16 protein-coding genes are annotated in these 17165 nt (G+C 45.3%); 12 read left to right on the top strand and 4 right to left on the bottom strand.

What is annotated here, in order from left to right:
• The first annotated feature begins 12 nt into the window (after positions 1-12).
• Together IGK14_RS15065 and IGK14_RS15060 are read left to right on the top strand one after the other, a co-directional pair.
• Entirely contained in the window at positions 13-732 is a 720-nt protein-coding gene (locus IGK14_RS15065; RefSeq protein WP_143112430.1) for a pseudouridine synthase, read from the top strand.
• A gap of 141 nt (positions 733-873) precedes the next feature.
• Positions 874-1950 (top strand): M23 family metallopeptidase, encoded by a 1077-nt coding sequence (locus IGK14_RS15060; protein ID WP_034696289.1) that lies wholly within the window; start codon positions 874-876, stop codon positions 1948-1950.
• 94 nt (positions 1951-2044) lie between these two features.
• Here IGK14_RS15060 and IGK14_RS15055 read toward each other — a convergent pair whose 3' ends face one another.
• On the bottom strand, positions 2045-2899 hold the full coding sequence (locus IGK14_RS15055; RefSeq protein ID WP_010749014.1) for an RluA family pseudouridine synthase: 855 nt from the start codon (positions 2897-2899) through the stop codon (positions 2045-2047).
• 191 nt (positions 2900-3090) lie between these two features.
• Between IGK14_RS15055 and IGK14_RS15050 the strand changes: the two genes are divergently transcribed.
• The 5 genes from IGK14_RS15050 (at position 3091) to IGK14_RS15030 (ending at position 10682) form a co-directional block, all read left to right on the top strand.
• A complete protein-coding gene (locus tag IGK14_RS15050; protein WP_438712563.1) occupies positions 3091-5253 on the top strand; it encodes a PBP1A family penicillin-binding protein in 2163 nt (720 codons plus the stop codon).
• A 70-nt stretch (positions 5254-5323) separates the two neighbouring features.
• The gene (locus IGK14_RS15045) at positions 5324-5665 is read left to right on the top strand and encodes a YlbF family regulator (RefSeq protein WP_005227708.1); all 342 of its coding nucleotides are present in this window, start codon (positions 5324-5326) and stop codon (positions 5663-5665) included.
• 193 nt (positions 5666-5858) lie between these two features.
• Entirely contained in the window at positions 5859-7049 is a 1191-nt protein-coding gene (locus tag IGK14_RS15040; RefSeq protein WP_010749015.1) for a metallophosphoesterase family protein, read from the top strand.
• Positions 7046-9721, top strand: a complete 2676-nt coding sequence (locus IGK14_RS15035; RefSeq protein ID WP_010749016.1) for an AAA family ATPase — start codon at positions 7046-7048, stop codon at positions 9719-9721. The genes IGK14_RS15040 and IGK14_RS15035 overlap by 4 nt, the downstream gene beginning before the upstream one ends.
• Positions 9722-9737: 16 nt before the next feature.
• The gene (locus IGK14_RS15030; protein WP_026008117.1) at positions 9738-10682 is read left to right on the top strand and encodes a 3'-5' exoribonuclease YhaM family protein; all 945 of its coding nucleotides are present in this window, start codon (positions 9738-9740) and stop codon (positions 10680-10682) included.
• A gap of 170 nt (positions 10683-10852) precedes the next feature.
• Here IGK14_RS15030 and IGK14_RS15025 read toward each other — a convergent pair whose 3' ends face one another.
• The 3 genes from IGK14_RS15025 to IGK14_RS15015 all read right to left on the bottom strand — a co-directional run bounded on the left by IGK14_RS15025 (position 10853) and on the right by IGK14_RS15015 (position 12803).
• Positions 10853-11887, bottom strand: a complete 1035-nt coding sequence (locus IGK14_RS15025; RefSeq protein ID WP_010749018.1) for a peptidylprolyl isomerase — start codon at positions 11885-11887, stop codon at positions 10853-10855.
• A gap of 115 nt (positions 11888-12002) precedes the next feature.
• Entirely contained in the window at positions 12003-12377 is a 375-nt protein-coding gene (locus tag IGK14_RS15020) for a YtxH domain-containing protein (protein WP_005227717.1), read from the bottom strand.
• Positions 12378-12803, bottom strand: a complete 426-nt coding sequence (locus IGK14_RS15015; RefSeq protein WP_005227719.1) for an HIT family protein — start codon at positions 12801-12803, stop codon at positions 12378-12380.
• Positions 12804-13015: 212 nt separating this feature from the next.
• Between IGK14_RS15015 and IGK14_RS15010 the strand changes: the two genes are divergently transcribed.
• From IGK14_RS15010 to trmB, 5 genes are all read left to right on the top strand, one after another.
• Entirely contained in the window at positions 13016-13495 is a 480-nt protein-coding gene (locus IGK14_RS15010) for a hypothetical protein (protein ID WP_010749019.1), read from the top strand.
• A 77-nt stretch (positions 13496-13572) separates the two neighbouring features.
• A complete protein-coding gene (locus IGK14_RS15005) occupies positions 13573-14307 on the top strand; it encodes an ABC transporter ATP-binding protein (protein ID WP_005227728.1) in 735 nt (244 codons plus the stop codon).
• On the top strand, positions 14304-15515 hold the full coding sequence (locus IGK14_RS15000) for an ABC transporter permease (protein WP_010749020.1): 1212 nt from the start codon (positions 14304-14306) through the stop codon (positions 15513-15515). The genes IGK14_RS15005 and IGK14_RS15000 overlap by 4 nt, the downstream gene beginning before the upstream one ends.
• Positions 15516-15619: 104 nt before the next feature.
• The gene (locus IGK14_RS14995; protein WP_005227730.1) at positions 15620-16399 is read left to right on the top strand and encodes a phosphotransferase family protein; all 780 of its coding nucleotides are present in this window, start codon (positions 15620-15622) and stop codon (positions 16397-16399) included.
• A 57-nt stretch (positions 16400-16456) separates the two neighbouring features.
• On the top strand, positions 16457-17113 hold the full coding sequence (gene trmB / locus IGK14_RS14990) for a tRNA (guanosine(46)-N7)-methyltransferase TrmB (protein ID WP_005227731.1): 657 nt from the start codon (positions 16457-16459) through the stop codon (positions 17111-17113).
• The last annotated feature ends 52 nt before the right edge of the window (positions 17114-17165 follow it).

The following is a 17165-nucleotide window of genomic DNA, read 5'->3' as shown; positions in this document are numbered from 1 at the left end:
AGGAAGAAACCGATGCGTTTAGACAAGTTTTTAGCGGATATGGGCTATGGCTCCCGCAAAGAAGTGAAACAGTTGATCAAAAAAGGGCTCGTGACCGTCAATGGACAAGTCATCAAAAGTGACAAAGCACAAGTACAAGAAACACAAGATACCGTTTGTTTTGAGGGGGAACCCATCGCCTATCAAAGCCAGTTTTATTATTTGCTGAATAAACCCGCCGGCGTGATTTCGGCAACCGTCGATTCCTATGAAGAGACGGTCTTAGATTTGTTTTCTGAAGAAGCGTTTCGCGAAGATTTGTTTCCAGTAGGACGGTTGGATAAAGACACCGAAGGCTTTTTGCTGATTACGAACGATGGCGGATTGGCGCATCAATTATTGTCGCCTAAGAAGCATGTGGAAAAAGAATATTATGCCCAAGTCGAGGGAATCATGACAGCGGAGGATCAAAAAATCTTTGCCAAAGGCATCAAATTAGACGGCGAGTGGACCTTGCCGGCTGAGCTGCAGATCCTCAACGTCGATGAAAATGAATCGCGCAGCGAGATCAAACTGATCCTCCATGAAGGCAAGTTCCATCAAGTCAAACGGATGGTCCAGGCAGTAGGAAAAGAAGTCGTTTATTTGAAACGGATTCGCATGGGAGGCCTGTCCTTGCCTGATGATTTGGCATTAGGCGAGTATCGGGAATTAACGTCTGAAGAATTGGCGAAGCTGCAAGAGCGAGGATAAGACGATTGGCGAGCTAAAGAAATTCTTATAAAAGTTGTTATTCGGCTGCAATATTTGTAAAAAAAGCCCGTTTTATAGGTGATTTACATGAAAATTTGCAACAATAGACTTTAAACTGTTGGAAAAACCCTCTTTTTTTTCATGAATAAGCATGTTAAAGTAGCCAAGCTACTAAAAAAAGAAGGAGTTACCTCATTGAAGAAAAAGATTTTTTTATTGCTCGCCCTTACGTTGCCGCTTTTCCAGCCAGCTGTCAGTTATGCTGCTGAAACGAAGAGCACCGAGGAACTGCCGGTTTTGACTGCAGAACTTGCCACGTATGAAGAGGAAGTCACCACTAGCCAACAGAAAGTCACAGCGCTGGAAAGTCAATTAGCGGATTATCAGGAAGAATTAACCCAATTAGCACAAGAAAGCCAGGAAGTTCAAACGCAGATCGCTGCTCTGAATGACCAAAAAGCCCAGCATCAAGAAAGCCAAGCGCCAAGCAGCCTGGTAGTCGACGGACCACAAGCCACGATCCAACAACTACGCAAGTTTAGTGAACAACAAGCGGCTTTACGGGAAGTGAACCAACAGTTGGCGGAAAAAGAAGCCCAACAGCAACGAATCACTTCGTACCAAACCTTGACGCAAGCCCAATTAGTACATAGTAAAGAGCAACTAGCAACAGCAAAAGAAGAATTGCAGAGCCAACAAGAGCAGCTGCAGCAAACGCAAGCGCAAGTACAAGACTTGCAAGAAAAAGTGGACAAAGAAGCAAAAGCCGCTGAAGAAGCAAAACAAAAAGCCAAAGAAGCAGCAGAGAAAGCAGCAGCCAGTGAATTTTCACTGCCAATCACGGGCGCCGTGTCGATCTCCAGCGGGTTTGGTACTCGAGCTGACCCAACTGGTTTTTCTGGGACGCAGCATGACGGGATCGACTTTACAGGTCAAGCGGGGGAGAAGATCGTCGCCGCTCGTGATGGTCAGGTAGAAGATGCTGGCTATGGTCCAAGCACGGGGAATTACGTGATTTTGGCTCATGATAACGGCTTTTACTCGTATTATTTTCACTTAACAGCTGTCAGTGTCTCGAAGGGGGCAACCGTTGCAGTTGGCGAGCAAGTCGGTACGATGGGGACGACTGGAAACTCGACTGGCGTCCATTTGCACTTTGGATTGAGTAAGACGTTGTGGTCAGATTTCGTTGATCCAGCAGCTTACTTACCGCTATAAGCCGAAGCACCGAGTAGAAACATTGAAAAAAACATCTGAAACCAAAAAGCATGACTGACAAGAGGGGTTCCTCAAGTCGTCATGCTTTTTTTGTTTACCACAAGCCCGGTTGAGCGATGATCACTAACTGTTCTTTGGTAAAGGGATGCTCCAGATGCAATTCATAGCCATGTAGCAGCAAACGCGGCGCTGGTTTGTTTTGGTAAAGCGGGTCACCGACGACTGGATGACCGATACTGGCAAGGTGGACGCGAATTTGGTGGGTCCTCCCCGTGTCTAACACACAATACACATCGGTCGTCTTTTGTTGGGTGTGGGCGATGGTTACATGGGTGACGGCTGACTGACCGTTGCGGGGGTCAATGATCCGCTTGCGACGATCGTGACGGTCACGACCGATTTTTTTGGCGATCGTTTGATCTTGCGTAAGTTTGCCCCAAACTGTGGCTTGATAGCGGCGGAAAATCTGTTTGTTTTCCAACATTCGACCCAAGATCGGCAACACCAAAGGATTTTTTGCGAATAAAACGACACCGCTGGTTTCTTTGTCTAGACGATGGACCACATAAGGCTGCTGCTGTTTCGGCGCAAGGTAAGCAGCTGCATCATTTAATAGGGTATCTGCTTCTAATGGCTGATTGGGGTGCGTCTTGACCCCCGCAGGCTTGTTCAGCACCAATAAGTGCTCATCTTCAAAAAGTACGTCGACTTTGTTTGCTTGGCCTAACTGGATCGGCTGATAGCTGTAATCACTGTCTTCAATGATCAAAGTGATTTGATCGCCGCCACGAACTTCTTGATGAAACATCGCGGGCTGCTGATTGACGGTAACATTTTTCCGTGTGCGCAGAAAATGGCGCACTTTTCGTGGGACGAGCCACTCCCGTTCCAACAAATCGCGAAGCGGCATGGGCGGGTGATTTTCGGGTAAAGTCATGGTGTATTCCATAAAAACGTCCTTTCTTTGCTGTTCGCTATCGACTATTATAGCATCTTTAAGCTTTTCTTATAAAAAAAACAATAAAAAACAGAGCATTCAATGCTAGAATAATAAAGCATTCTTTTCGAATGAAATTACGTCTAGAGCCGTATAACAAAGAAAGTCATTTATGCTACACTTAACCAAAGGAGCGTGAAGTAATGGATTGGAAACACATCCTTCACAAAATAAAGACCGGTTGGCTGACCTTTTGGCGCTGGTTAAAACCGTATTTGCAGCAATTTCATCAATGGCGCAAGCGGGTTTGGAAAAAATACCACGTAAATAAAATTTTTATTTTACTTAGTTTAGTTGCTATCTTAATCATGAGCGGGTATTTGTTTTATATCGCCAAAAATACGAAAGTCAGTGAATTAGAGTCAGGTCTGAAAGAATCGACGGTGATTTTTGATGCCAATGGTGATGAAGCAGGGCAGTTGTACTCGCAAAAAGGCACGTACGTTTCTCTTGATGCCATCTCCAGTGATGTGGTCAACGCCTTGATCTCAACCGAAGACCGCAACTTCTATAATCACCACGGGTTTGATATTAAAGGGATCGCTCGGGCAGCACTGCGCATGCTGGTCAACCGCAGTGCCGAAGGCGGTGGGGGAAGTACCATCACCCAGCAGCTTGCCAAAAATGCCTATCTGTCCTTGGATCAAACCTTTAGTCGAAAAGCCAAGGAGCTTTTCTTAGCGATCGAGATCGAGAAGAAATATTCCAAAGATGAGATTTTGGAAATGTATTTGAACAGTTCCTATTTTGGTAACGGGGTTTGGGGCATTCAAGATGCCTCGCTAAAATATTTCGGTGTCAATGCTTCTGAACTAAGCGTGGGAGAAGCTGCGACGTTGGTGGGGATGCTCAAAGGTCCTTCGATCTATAACCCGATCGACAATCTGGAAAACGCCACGAACCGTCGCGATACCGTCTTGAGTTTGATGGTGGATAACGGCAAGTTGGACCAGTCCGTTGCTGACCAAGAATCGCAAGTTGCCTTAGCCAATTTACTGTATGATGGATTTGGCAATTCAGAATCTGGCTATAAGTATCCTTATTATTTCGATGCGGTCATCGATGAAGCCGAATCCTATGGGTTGGACGCCGATGATGTCATGAATCGCGGCTACAAGATCTATACAGCACTGGATCAAAACTACCAAGCGCAAATGGAAGCTGCCTATAAAAACGATGCCTTGTTCCCTGAAAATGCCGCTGATGGCACGATGGTGCAATCTGGCTCTGTCGCACTTGATCCGAATACCGGTGGGGTGCAAGCGGTGGTGGGTCGTCGTGGCGAGCACGTCTTTAGAGGCTTTAATTTTGCCACGCAAATGAAACGTTCACCAGGCTCCACGATCAAACCGATCAGCGTCTTCGCCCCTGCCCTAGAAGCTGGGTTTGAACCCGACAGTATCCTGAAAGACGAGCCCCTCGATTTTTATGATGCTCAAAACTTTGATGGGACCTATGCTGGCGAAGCAGTCATGTATCAAGCCCTCGCCCAAAGCTTGAATCTGCCAGCAGTTTGGCTGTTGCATGAGATCGGCTTAGATCGTGGGTACAGCAAAGCACAAGAGTTTGGACTTTCCTTGACCGAATCCGACAAATATTATGGCTTAGCCTTAGGTGGTTTGGAAAAAGGGGAATCTCCAATGACGATGGCAGCAGCGTATGGGGTCTTCGCAAATGGCGGGTATTACTACAAACCGCATTTGATCACCAAAATCGTTGATTCAACTGGTGCCGTGATCGTTGACAATACGTCTGTGCAAGGCAAACGGGTGATTTCTAAAGAGACCGCTGATAAAATGACGAGCATGATGCTGGGCACCTTCTCTAACGGGACGGGTGTTAGTGCAAGTCCGTACGGCTTTACGATCGCCGGTAAGACGGGTACGACAGAGACCAACTTTGATGCTTCTAAGGTCAATGACCAATGGATCGTCGGCTATACTCCTGATATGGTTCTTTCAACTTGGTTAGGATTTGAGCATGTGAGTGAAGATCATTACTTAACGGGAACCAGTGGGCAAGTCGTTGGGAAAATATTCAAAGCAGAGGCCGAAAGCTTACTGCCTTATAGTCAAGGCACCCAATTTCAAGTTGCAGACGCTTATTGGACAGGCGGAAAACTGATGGCGGCCGATGAAGTACCAGATCCTGAGAGCAGTACGTCACAAAATGGCAATGATTGGCAGAAAACCATCGATGACTTTGCCGAAAGCGCCAAAGAAGGCATGAAGGAATTCGGCAACAAGATCAAAGAAGGAACGAAAGAACTGTTTGGCGGCTTACGGAATTCCATAAGCGGAAATTAAAGGAATTAGGCAACTGCTAGTCTAGAACCTGAGAAGAATGGTATACTAGAAAAAAAGAGGAGGCGTCAAAATGGCAAATATTTATGATACAGCAAACCAATTAGAACGTGAATTACGCGAGTCAGAACAGTTTCAAGATTTGAAAGGTTCTTTCGACCGCTTGAAAGCAAATGAAGAAGCGTATGCGTTATTCAAAGAGTTTCAAGAGTTGCAACAAAGCCTGCAACAAAAAATGATGGCTGGCGAAGAAATGACAGAAGAAGAAGCGCAAAAAGCCCAAGAATTATCGCAAAAAATTCAACAAGACGGCATTGTTTCTGACTTGATGCAAAAAGAGCAAGCCTTCAGCTTAGTAGCTAATGACTTGAACCGCATCATCATGGGTCCTGTAAGAGATCTATACGAAGCGTAATCGCCAACCAACAAAGACCAAAGAAGCAAGTGAATCTTCAGAGCAATCGGCTGCAACTGCAAGAGCCTTTTCCAAAGAAGTTTCAAAATCGCTTCTTTGGTTTTTTTTATGAAAAAGGCGAACAAATTTTCGTATTTTGCTGACGAAATGCCTGAGAAATGTTATGATAGAAGCATTAAGGAGGGAGAAAGAAATGCGATTTTTACATAGTGCAGACCTGCATATCGACCGGTCATTTGAAGGGGTTCATTTGTTATCTGAAAAAGTGAAGACCCAACTCCCTGCCATCAATCAAAAAATCATCCGTAATTTGGTGGATGTTGCCTTAGAAAAAGCGGTCGATTTTGTTTTGCTGGCTGGGGATACATTCCATCAAGCACGGCCGAGTCTAAAAGTGCAGCATGACTTTTTTGCCCAACTGCAACGACTAGGGGAAGCACAGATCCCTGTCTATATGATTTTCGGCAACCATGATTATTATGATCCGCAACGGTATTGGTTTGCTTTTCCAGAAAATGTCATTCTCTTTTCATCAGAAGAAGTTCAAACGGTTCAAGGAACAACGAAAAACGGTGAAACCTATGCAATCAGTGGATTTAGCTACCAACATCCTTGGATTACTGAAAATAAAGTAACAGAATTTCCTGCAAGAGCAGCGGTGGATTACCATATCGGGCTTTACCACGGGGACCAAGCTGGTGAACGGTATGCCCCCTTTTCAATCAGTGAAATGAAGCAAAAAGGCTATGATTATTGGGGCTTGGGGCACATCCATGTACCTAAGACGCTCTCAGAGCAGCCACCGATTCTCTATCCAGGTACACCTCAAGGAAAGACCAAGAAAGAACAGGCGACTGGGGTGATTTTGGCAGACTTAACGCCGCAGGGACCAACGATCGAGCGCTTGGAGATCGCAGAGATCGCTTGGCAAAAGCAAGTGGTCTCCTTAGCGGATGTGACTGCCTCGAATGCCGTATTGCCAGCGATCATCGAGCGCTTAAAAAGTCCTCGTTCGCGCTTGCTGCATCTGGTGTTGACCGATGTGCAGCAGCTGCCGCCAGATTGGTTTCCAGCTGCGGAAAAAAATGAATGGCTGACCTACCTCAATGAACGGTTGGCACAAACAGAGCCGCTGCAAGTGATCTATGCCCTTGAAGTCGAGCAAGCCAATGAAGACAAGATCGCATTGGCGGTATCAGAAGATTATATGCTGCAGTTTTTAGCGATGTATGAGTCGCCAGAGATGTTTGCGGATCGATTGTCGGATCTATTGCAGCATCCACTGATCCAGCGGGGGATCACCCATGAATCATTTCAAGAAGAAGTCTTGCAGCAAGCCAAGCAATTGTTGAAAGACGACTTTCAATGGGAGGAGCAGTCATGAAAATTTTAAAAGCAGAAATTACCGGTTTTGGGAAATACCATGAACAAAGCTTTGCCTTTCATCCGCAAAATCAGCTGCTCTTTGGGCACAACGAGATCGGAAAATCGACGTTGTATCAATTTATTGCCGCCATCTTGTTTGGCTTTCCGAAAAAGACAGCCAAGAAAAAAGACTATACCCCCAAAAACGGTGCTGCTTACGGTGGCAAGTTATGGTTGGCGCTGGAACCCTTCGGCGAAGTGATCGTGGAACGCTATCGGCAAGTGGACCGTGGTCGTGCCAAAGTCCATGTCGCTGGCCAGACGGTCGATGAGCAATGGCTGGCACAACACCTGCAGCCCCTCAATCGAGCATTGTTCTTCGATGTCTTTACTTTTCAGCAAGAGCAATTGACCCAGATCGATAAGCTAGAAGAAAATGAGCTGCACCAAGCGTTGATTTCTCTAGGGATCAGCGGCAGTCAAAAAATGCTGCAGCAAGTGGCGCAATATGAAACCATCAATCAGCAGCAATACAAGCCACGAGGGCAAAAGCTGCCTTTGAATCAAGCGTTAAAACAATTAGAAAAACTGCAAAAAACGATTGCGGAAAAAGAAAGCGAAGAAAGCCGCATCCAACAGCAGTATCAGCAGATCGCCCAGCTGCAAGAACAGATCCAAGACTTGCGGCACCAGTATCAAGCATTGAATGACGCTTATCAGGAAAATCAGCAACAGCTGAGTCACTGGGGCCTTTATGAAGAGTGGCAGCAAATGGCACCAGCAGATACGCTAGCCGATCCTCAGCAAGTCCAAGCCATCAAACAGTTTTATCAGCAGTATCAGCAGCTGACGGAAGAAATTCGCAAAAAAGAAGCCGAATTAGATCAGTTGGAGCAAGGAAAAGAATCAGACAAGTATTTCTTTTACCTTGATCACGAGCATCAGATCAATCACTTGCTGCAGCAGCAAGTGACGATGGCGCGTTTGGCAGATCGTGAAGCAGCAGCCAATCAACAAGAAACTGTCGCCATCACAGAGTTGAATCGCTTGATTGAAAAGCGCCAGTGGAGCAGAGAATCGCCGCCGCTAGTAACGGCTTCGATCCATGAACAAATCACACGTTTACTGCAAGAACGTGTGCAGTTAGAAGAGCTCGAAAAGCGCATGAGGCATTTAGAAGAAAAAGCGCAACCTTTGCAAGCCACCGCGGCCCGCTTAGAACAGCAGCATCCTCAATTAATTGGCCGCAAGCCCGTTTCTCGCCCACTATGGCCGCTAGGGATCGTCGGTGGGCTAGTCGCAGTGATCGGTATCTTTTTGCCGAGTCCCTGGCGCTGGCTTGCATTAGGTGCGGGGATCGCAGCGATCATCGGCAGTATTTTGCCGCTGATGAAAGCAGCACCAAACAAGCAGCAAGGCATCAAGCAAGAATGGCAGACGGTCCTCATGCAGTTGGATCTACTGGGCGAAGAGTTGGCACAGCTGGAAAATGAACAGCAGCAAAAGCAACAGCAGATCAGCCGTGCCCACCAAGCGTTGACACCCTTTTTTGCTGATTTGCCGGTGGACAACTGGCAGTCGTATCTATTCGCCTATGATGAAGATGTTGCTAGCTATCAAGCCTACTCGCAGCAGCGCAAGCAAGCCTATCAAGAACGGCAAGCTGTCACGGAAGAATTGGCCCCCTTTGAGGAGCAATTCCGCCCGTATGCGGAGTGGCTGCCGCTGCAAAACAAAACCTTGTTAGAAAAAGCGGCGATGTTGCAGAAGTTTCATGAAGAGATGCAAACGATCAAGCTTTCGCGGTTGCAACAACCTAGCACGTTACTGGCCCAACAATTGACCCGTACCCGCAACGAACGCGACCAGCTGTTTGCCCAAGCCAGTGCGCTCTTGCAGCAGCAAGGGTTAGATCACCCTGCAGAAATCAGCCTCTGGTTGAAGCAATGGGAAGCAGCGCAGCGCACGCAGCAGCGAGCAGAAGAATTGGCGGGGATGTTAACACCGATCTATCCCAAACCAGTCACACAAGCAGAATTGCTGCAGCAAAAAGACCAGATCAAGCAGCAGCAAACACAGCTTCAGGCACAAATGCAGCAGTTGACGGAGCACAAACAACGCTTGGAATTAGAAGCAGCAGCCAGTCAAAAAAACGGCACCTTGAATCAGCTTTATCAAGAAGAAAGTGAGCTGAAGGCGGTTATTGAAGAACTCGCTGTGGCATGGGGCAGTCGTCAGTTGGCGGCTTCGATTTTAACGGATGTCACGACCGAGTTGTCAGAACAGCAATTGCCGCAGCTATTGTCAGCCGCTTCGACTTATTTTGAACAGCTTTCAAACGGACGTTATCAAAAGATTCTTCTGGAAAATGGCTTGTTGATAGCGGCAAATGCCAGCGAGACCTTTTCGATCATCGACTTGTCCACAGGCACGAAGGATCAGTTGATCATGGCGTTACGCTTCGGTTATCTAGCGCTGCAAAAAAATCACCCATTGTGTCCAATCATTATTGATGATGGTTGGCTGCATTATGACAGTGTTCGTAAGGAACGCTTTGCCGCGCTGTTAAAAGAGTTTGGACAAAGTTATCAAGTAATTTGTTTGTCTTCTGACCAAGAAATGGTAAGCTATTATCAGAAGTACCAGCAGCCTATCCAGGATCTGAGTAAAGGAAGTGAAAGATTTGGCTGATCGGCCAAATAAGCCCATGAAAAAAATTCGTGAATTAACTGTTGATGAAACGTTTCAACTTTTCTTGCTGATCAAGAATGCCGATGTGCGGATTGCGAAAAACGGCAAAAAATTTATTGCCTTCACCTTTCAGGATACATCTGGCACGATAGATGGAAAGTTTTGGGATGCATCAGATGAAGAAATCGCCCGTTTTGAACCCGGGAAAGTGGTACTACTAGATGGGAAACGAGAAGTTTACCAAGGCAATCCGCAAGTCAAAATCATGCATTTGCGTTTAGCGAAGCCGGAAGAACCCCACGAACCAAGCCAATACATGGAAAAAGCGCCCTTGCGAAAAGAAGAGATGGAAGAAGAAATCAGTCAAACCTTGTTTGAGATCACAAATCCTCACTGGAATCGCATCGTCCGTTTCTTGTTGAACAAGTATAAAAAGGAATTCTTTGATTTTCCAGCTGCGAAGCGCAATCACCATGCCTTCGCCAGTGGATTGGCGTATCATACGACAACTATGCTGCGCTTAGGAAAAGCGATCGTCAAAGAATACCCTGAATTAAATGCGTCACTGCTGTATGCGGGCATTATTTTACATGATTTAGGAAAAGTGATCGAGTTGACAGGTCCCATGACGACAGAATATACCTTAGCGGGGAATCTAGTAGGGCATTTGGTCTTAGTGGATGAAGAAATCACGCAAGCCTGTATTGCTTTGAAATTTGATGACAAACAAGAAGACATCGTTGTTTTGCGGCATATGGTCTTAGCCCACCATGGCTTGTTAGAATATGGGTCACCTGTTCGGCCCCGCATAATGGAAGCGGAGATCCTCCATCAGATCGATAATTTGGATGCTTCCATGCAAATGATGCTGACCTCGATCCGCCTGACAGAACCTGGTCAATACACAGACCGAATTTTTGGGATGGACAATCGGAGTTTTTATGTACCGAAAGAAGTGTAGCAGTGATGTTGCAGCTTGATCGATCAAAGTGAATGATATAAAGAACAAAAACCACGCTAGGCTTGCTTAGCGTGGTTTTTTTAGCTGCTGGAAAAAGCAGTTGAATCGTAGATAGAAATCTAATCGGCACAAAAAAAGAAGCACCGCTATGACGGCACTTCTTTTTTCGTTTATTCAGCAGAAGAATCTGTAGCACTTTCACTTGTTGCAGTAGAATCATCGGTTGCCTCAGTAGCAGAAGAATCTGCTGCAGAGCTGTCTGTTGCATCCGTTGCAGAAGAGTCAGCAGTTGAATCTTCTGTTTCAGCAGCTGTGATGTAATCAGAAAGCAAGTCTGCTAAGTCAGAGTCTTTCATTTTCACGTTGGCTGCTTGCAATTCTTGACCGATCGTTGCTGCCATAAAGGTTGAATCATTCAACAACGTGTTTTGAGCAATTTCAGTCAGTTCATCTTTGTATTTATCCATATCGTTGCCTTTGTCTTGGTTTTTCACCATTTTCACGATATAGTATTCCGTCGTATAAGTCGACGTGTTGGTTGCAGAGATCACTTCAGAGATTTCACCATCTTTTAAATCAAAAGCGGCTGTTTTCACTTCGTTTGGCACAGCAGTTGACGTAGAATCAAATTTGATCGTTCCGCCATCTTCTTTTGTTGCTGCATCCGTTGATTTTTCTTTAGCGATTTCGCCAAAGTCAGCATCATCTTTTTTCGCTTCTTCTAAGACATCTTTGGCATCATCTTCACTTGCTACTTTGATGATTTGTGCTTCTACTTCTGGGTGGAAAGAATCCCAAGCAGTTTTCATTTCTTCATCAGTAATATCCATGTTGGCTTTTAAGCCTTCACGTAACGCAAGCTGTTCTTTCAATTCTGCACGGTAAGATTTCACCGTATAACCAGAAGCAGTCAAGGTTGATTCAAAGGAATCACTACCGCCGTATTGTTCAGCCACGTTGTTGAATTGTTCGTCGATCATTTCTTCAGTCACGTCATCGCCGTATTTTTCATTAAAGACTTTTAAGACGATCATTTGACGCAACGCATTTTGGTTTTCTGAACTTGTTTTTGCTTTGTCATAAAAATCTTGAACAGTGATTTTACCGCCCTTCATTGTTGCGATTTCCTCACTTGAGTTTCCACAAGCCGCTAATGCAAAAAGACTCATTGCACTGACTGCTACTAAAAGTAATTTTTTCTTCATTCGTTTAAGCACTCCTAATTCTAAAAAGATTCATAATAATCACTGCACCTACTATACCACTTCTAGAAATGGTTGGGAAGAAAACAGTGGATGTTTCAAACAAAATTCATAAAAACTACAAATTTTCGATTTGTTTGTCATCCTCGGCGCTTTGGGCTTGAATCGTCGTAATGTGTTGATTCAATTGCTCCATTTGAGTCTTGATCCGAGCAAGGCGCGGTTGTGCTTGGAATTTGAAGGCTTCCAAATCTTTCGTGAAAGACTCCGTAACAACAGGGATCGTTTCGTCGATCGTTTTGCGGGTTACCATTACGGCATCTTTTAGCTGTTTGACGCTGTCATTGAATTCTAAGGTCGCTTCTGTCGTGTCATCTAAATAGCGAATCAATTCTTCACGGGTTTCATTGCCGCTTTTCGGTGCAAAAAGCAAACCGCCTAAGCCGCCGGCGATGGACCCGAATAATAGTCCTTTAAGAAAATTGCCGATCATTTAGTCCACCTGCTTTCCAATTTTTTCGGCGATTGCCGCTAGTTCTTCCCCCGTGTAATTGTCTGCGTGATTGCCAAAATGGATCTTGAAATCATCGTCTTTGCTGTAACGAGGAATCAAATGGACATGGGAATGGAAGACCGATTGGTACGCCAATTCTTTATTGTTGTTGATGATATTTAAGCCTTCGATCTCAGGGAATGCTTTTTCGATCGCCCGAGCAATCTTAGGGATACGGGCAAAAACCGCTGCTGCCAACGTTTCATCGTACTCAAAAATATCCGTCACATGGGTTTTGGGAATCACCAATGTATGACCAGGGGTGACTTGGGAAATATCTAAAAAGGCATAAACTTGCTCATCCTCGTAGACTTTGTAGCTAGGGATCTCACGATTGTTGATTTTACAAAAAATACAATTTTCCATTGTAAAAAAACCTCCTTGATCTATTACCTCTACTTTACCATATTTTGCTTTTTTTCGTCTGGTTTCCTCTTTGAAAAAGTCGGAACAAGGCAACTGTTCCTTCAACAAAGGCGCTTTTTTAAAGAAATGCGAAAAGCGAGCGAGAAACGCTTGCATTTAGATTCCAACAACCCTAGACTTAATATCAGAAATCAATTGGAAAGAAGGAACCTATGAAACCGATCATCAAAGAAACCTTACAGAAAAAAACAACGACTTCAGCGAAGCTCCGCTACTTGGCTTATGCCTATAAAGAATGGTTGATTGCGATCACGCTTTTTGTGGTGTTCGCAGGTTCGATCACCTATTCGCTAACGCGTCCAAAAGAAGAAGTAGTCAATGCCGCCATCGTCACTGAAACAGCGATGGACCCTACGGTGCAGAGTGAATTGGAGACAGCCATTGAGACCTGGGCGATCGACCAAGGGTATCAAAAAGAAGAGTTGAGGATCAGTCTGGTTTCCTATGCTGAACCTGCTGCTGTTCAAGCCTTTACCACCCGTCTTGCCGCCGGTGCGATCCAAATGGTCATTTTTCCAGCGAGTGATGCACAACTGTGGCAAGAACGCTTTGGCAGCCAAGAATTGCCGCAAGAAACCATTACAGTGGGAGAAAACGAATTTATCTTACAAGTCACGAATAAAGAAAAATAAGCAACGGTTTTGCTAGCGGATTGAAAAAAGAGCCTACGTTGACAGAAAGCCGTAATTAGGCGAATCGGAGGAAAAGAATGACTTTACAAGTAGCGAATGTGACAGGCGGTTATAACCAGCTGCCAGTCTTAAAAAATATTGATTTTACGATCGGCGATGGTGAGCTCGTTGGTCTGATTGGCTTGAATGGGGCAGGGAAGAGCACGACGATCAAAGAAATCATCGGGTTACTGCAACCTCACAGCGGGACGATCACGATCGATGGCTTGACCTTGAAGGAAAACCCAGAGCAATACCGCAAACAAATCGGGTATATTCCCGAAACCCCATCTTTATATGAAGAATTGACCTTAAGAGAGCACATTGAAGTGACAGCGATGGCCTATGATCTTCCGCAAGAAGAAGCCATGAAGCGAGCGGAGCGTTTATTAAAAACCTTTCGCTTAGAAAACAAACTCGATTGGTTCCCAGCAAACTTCTCAAAAGGGATGAAACAAAAAGTCATGGTGCTGTGTGCCTTTTTGATTGAGCCAAGCGTCTACATCATTGATGAACCTTTTCTAGGATTAGATCCTTTAGCGATCAATGCGTTATTGGAACTGATGAATGAGATGAAACAAACCGGGGCATCAATTTTGATGTCCACCCATATTTTAGCAACCGCAGAGAAGTATTGTGACAAATTCATCCTACTGCATAACGGTGAGATCCGCGCACAAGGGACATTGGCGCAGCTAAGAAGCCAATTTCAAGCACCAGAAGCCTCCCTTGATGATCTGTACCTCGCACTGACAAAGGAGAGTCAAGCATGAAGCAGTTTTTCTCGCAACGCTTACAGCGGCATCAAAAACAGATGACACGCTATTTGCGCTATGTCTTCAATGATCATTTTGCTTTGATCAGCACCTTCTTAGTGGGAGGTCTGGGGCTGTATTATTCAGAATTGCTAAAAACATTGCCTCGGCCGTTTCCATTAGGCGGCATCATCGTGGTCGCTGTTTGGCTCTTCGTTTTACCGCTGGGACGCTTAGCGACACTGACGAAACCGGCAGATTTGATTTTTCTGTTAGCCAAAGAAGGGCAAATGAGAAGTTACCTCAGTCAAGCCCTGCGTTATTCCCTCTGGCTGCCCTTTGGGGTCTTATTTTTAGCCGTAGGAGCAACGATGCCTTTAGTCGTGGTCACAGCAAACAGTACATTTGCTTCCTTTCCCTTCTTTTTAGGAATGATGTGGCTGTTAAAACTGGGGGATTTTTCACTGCAGCGGATTCGGTTGTATCAAGAAACACAGCAGCAAGTCAAACAGCAGCGAGGAATCTGGTTCGCCAGTGCGTTAGCTGCCACACTTGCCAGTATTTATGTAGCACCTTGGCTAGGGTTGGTGATCAGCATCCTCCAAGCAATCTGGTTCCTCTTTGGTGTGAAATCTAATCGTCAGCTCTTGGATTGGGACTATATGATCCAAGCCGAGCAATCGCGCTTATTACGGATCTATCGATTTATCAACTTGTTTACAGATGTTCCCCAAATCACGACGGAAGCCAAACGACGCAAATACCTCGACTGGTTGCTGGCAAAGATCAAACCAGCCCAAAGCAATACGTATCTTTATCTTTACTTGCGCCGAGTGATTCGTGGTGGGCAATACGGCGGTCTTTATGTCCGGTTATCCTTGATTGGTGGCTTCGTCTTATTCTTTGTCGATGAGCTTTGGATCAGTCTGCTGATCGGCTGCTTGTTTCTTTATCTGATCGGTTTCCAACTGATCCCTTTGATCAATGAATTTCAATACATGGTTTTGACCCATTTGTATCCCGTGCCAGAAAAACAAAAAGCCGCAGCAATCAAAAATATTATCGGGTCACTTTTGCTTGTGACGACTGTTTTTTTCGGCGTGATCTGTTGCTTGCGCTTGCCCGTTGTTTGGCAAGGGGGCATCGCTTTTGTGGGCTTCTTCCTCTTTGCGGGTCTTTTTTTAGGCATCTACTTGCCAGGGCGATTAAAGAAAATGCACGCCTGATCCTCAGGAAACCTCTCTTACAAAAAGCGAACGCATATGCGCTTGACGGCGACCCTTTAGGAAGCTAGAATAAGAGGTACTGCGAAATAAGGAGAGAAGCTAGGATGGATATTCGCTTGGATCAAGATTGGCGTATGCGGCCGATCAAAGGCGACACCGGGAAAGCCTATATCGGGCTCAAGGACAACGACAAAGTCTTTATCAAACGAAATACGACCCCGATGCTTGCGGCACTCTCTAAAGAGGGCATTGCACCCAAACTCGTCTGGACGAAACGGACGGGAAATGGGGATACGCTCTCCGCACAAGAATGGCTGGATGGACGGGTCTTAGATCCCGATGAGATCGGCCAAAGAAATGACGTCATTGATGTGTTGTATCACTTGCATCATTCAAAAACGCTGGCACAGATGCTAAGCAAAATCGGCGGACAAGTCAGATCGCCTGAACAAATGCTGATGGATTATCAAGATCAGCTGCCTTCTGCGGTGGCTCAAAACCGTTTTATTCATTTGGTCACCGAGTATTTAAAAGCCAATATTCCAGCTTTTGACGAGCAAAAAGCCGCGGTCGTCCATGGCGATGTCAATTATCGAAATTGGCTGGTTTGTCAAAACTATTTGTATTTAGTCGATTGGGATTCCGTGATGTTTGCAGATCCAGCAATCGATATCGGGACTATTTTAGGTCACTATGTGCCGCTATCCAGCTGGTCCCATTGGCTGGTGCGCTACGGTATCCATAGCAGCAGCGAAGTGATCGAAAAGATTTATTGGTATGCATTGTTGAGTATGCTGCAAGAGGTCAAAAAATATTATCTGCGGGGCGATTACAAAGCCATGAATGCAGAGATTTTACAATTAAAACGAATTTATAGTGAATGAAGAGAAGATGGAGCGAGGCAATTTGGTTCCATCTTGTTTTTTCGGAAAGGAAGAAACATGAGAGTAAGAAAACGTGCAGGTGCAAAAGAGCTGATTGAAGCTCATCCACAATACGTCGTTGCAGAGCCTACCGAATGGAAAGGGCGTTGGCATGAACGCTTTGGCAATGATCATCCGCTACACATCGAGATCGGCATGGGAAAAGGTCAATTTATTACGGAAATGGCGAAAGCTCATCCCGAAATCAATTATATTGGGGTAGAGATGCAGATCAGTGTCGTTTCGATCGCATTGGATAAAATGATCGAGCAGGAGATCCCAAACTTGCAGCTGCTGCATGTGGATGGTTCGGCTTTGACCAACTATTTTGCGGACAATGAAGTAGACCAGATCTACTTGAATTTTTCTGATCCATGGCCTAAGAAGAAGCATGAGAAGCGCCGTTTGACTTCTAAAGCCTTTTTAGCGGTGGACGAGCAAATTTTACGACCTAATGGCGAGATCCATTTCAAAACGGACAACCAAGGATTGTTTGAGTATTCCTTAGCGAGCTTTTCTCAATATGGCATGATCATCAAACAAGTTTGGTTGGACCTGCATAACAGTACCTTTGAGAACAATATCATGACGGAATATGAAGAAAAATTCTCAAGCCGCGGGCAGCGAATCTATCGGGTGGAAGCCCAATTTGTGGCAAAAGACCCGCAGGAATAAAGAAGTGATGAAAGATGAAGCAAATTTGCTTCATCTTTTTTTGGCTCTTTGT

This window comes from Enterococcus sp. DIV0970a (genome assembly GCF_051711265.1).
Lineage (GTDB): Bacteria > Bacillota > Bacilli > Lactobacillales > Enterococcaceae > Enterococcus_D > Enterococcus_D casseliflavus.
Note: the sequence above shows the minus strand (reverse complement) of the source record. Positions and strands in the feature narration are given on the sequence as shown.

Excerpts from the sequence above, each read along its gene's own strand:
- IGK14_RS15065 (WP_143112430.1), top strand. The coding sequence starts at position 13 with ATGCGTTTAGACAAGTTTTTAGCGGATATGGGCTATGGCTCCCGCAAA.
- IGK14_RS15060 (WP_034696289.1), top strand. The coding sequence starts at position 874 with ATGAATAAGCATGTTAAAGTAGCCAAGCTACTAAAAAAAGAAGGAGTT.
- IGK14_RS15055 (WP_010749014.1), bottom strand. The coding sequence starts at position 2,899 with ATGGAATACACCATGACTTTACCCGAAAATCACCCGCCCATGCCGCTT.
- IGK14_RS15050 (WP_438712563.1), top strand. The coding sequence starts at position 3,091 with ATGGATTGGAAACACATCCTTCACAAAATAAAGACCGGTTGGCTGACC.
- IGK14_RS15045 (WP_005227708.1), top strand. The coding sequence starts at position 5,324 with ATGGCAAATATTTATGATACAGCAAACCAATTAGAACGTGAATTACGC.
- IGK14_RS15040 (WP_010749015.1), top strand. The coding sequence starts at position 5,859 with ATGCGATTTTTACATAGTGCAGACCTGCATATCGACCGGTCATTTGAA.
- IGK14_RS15035 (WP_010749016.1), top strand. The coding sequence starts at position 7,046 with ATGAAAATTTTAAAAGCAGAAATTACCGGTTTTGGGAAATACCATGAA.
- IGK14_RS15030 (WP_026008117.1), top strand. The coding sequence starts at position 9,738 with ATGAAAAAAATTCGTGAATTAACTGTTGATGAAACGTTTCAACTTTTC.
- IGK14_RS15025 (WP_010749018.1), bottom strand. The coding sequence starts at position 11,887 with ATGAAGAAAAAATTACTTTTAGTAGCAGTCAGTGCAATGAGTCTTTTT.
- IGK14_RS15020 (WP_005227717.1), bottom strand. The coding sequence starts at position 12,377 with ATGATCGGCAATTTTCTTAAAGGACTATTATTCGGGTCCATCGCCGGC.
- IGK14_RS15015 (WP_005227719.1), bottom strand. The coding sequence starts at position 12,803 with ATGGAAAATTGTATTTTTTGTAAAATCAACAATCGTGAGATCCCTAGC.
- IGK14_RS15010 (WP_010749019.1), top strand. The coding sequence starts at position 13,016 with ATGAAACCGATCATCAAAGAAACCTTACAGAAAAAAACAACGACTTCA.
- IGK14_RS15005 (WP_005227728.1), top strand. The coding sequence starts at position 13,573 with ATGACTTTACAAGTAGCGAATGTGACAGGCGGTTATAACCAGCTGCCA.
- IGK14_RS15000 (WP_010749020.1), top strand. The coding sequence starts at position 14,304 with ATGAAGCAGTTTTTCTCGCAACGCTTACAGCGGCATCAAAAACAGATG.
- IGK14_RS14995 (WP_005227730.1), top strand. The coding sequence starts at position 15,620 with ATGGATATTCGCTTGGATCAAGATTGGCGTATGCGGCCGATCAAAGGC.
- trmB (WP_005227731.1), top strand. The coding sequence starts at position 16,457 with ATGAGAGTAAGAAAACGTGCAGGTGCAAAAGAGCTGATTGAAGCTCAT.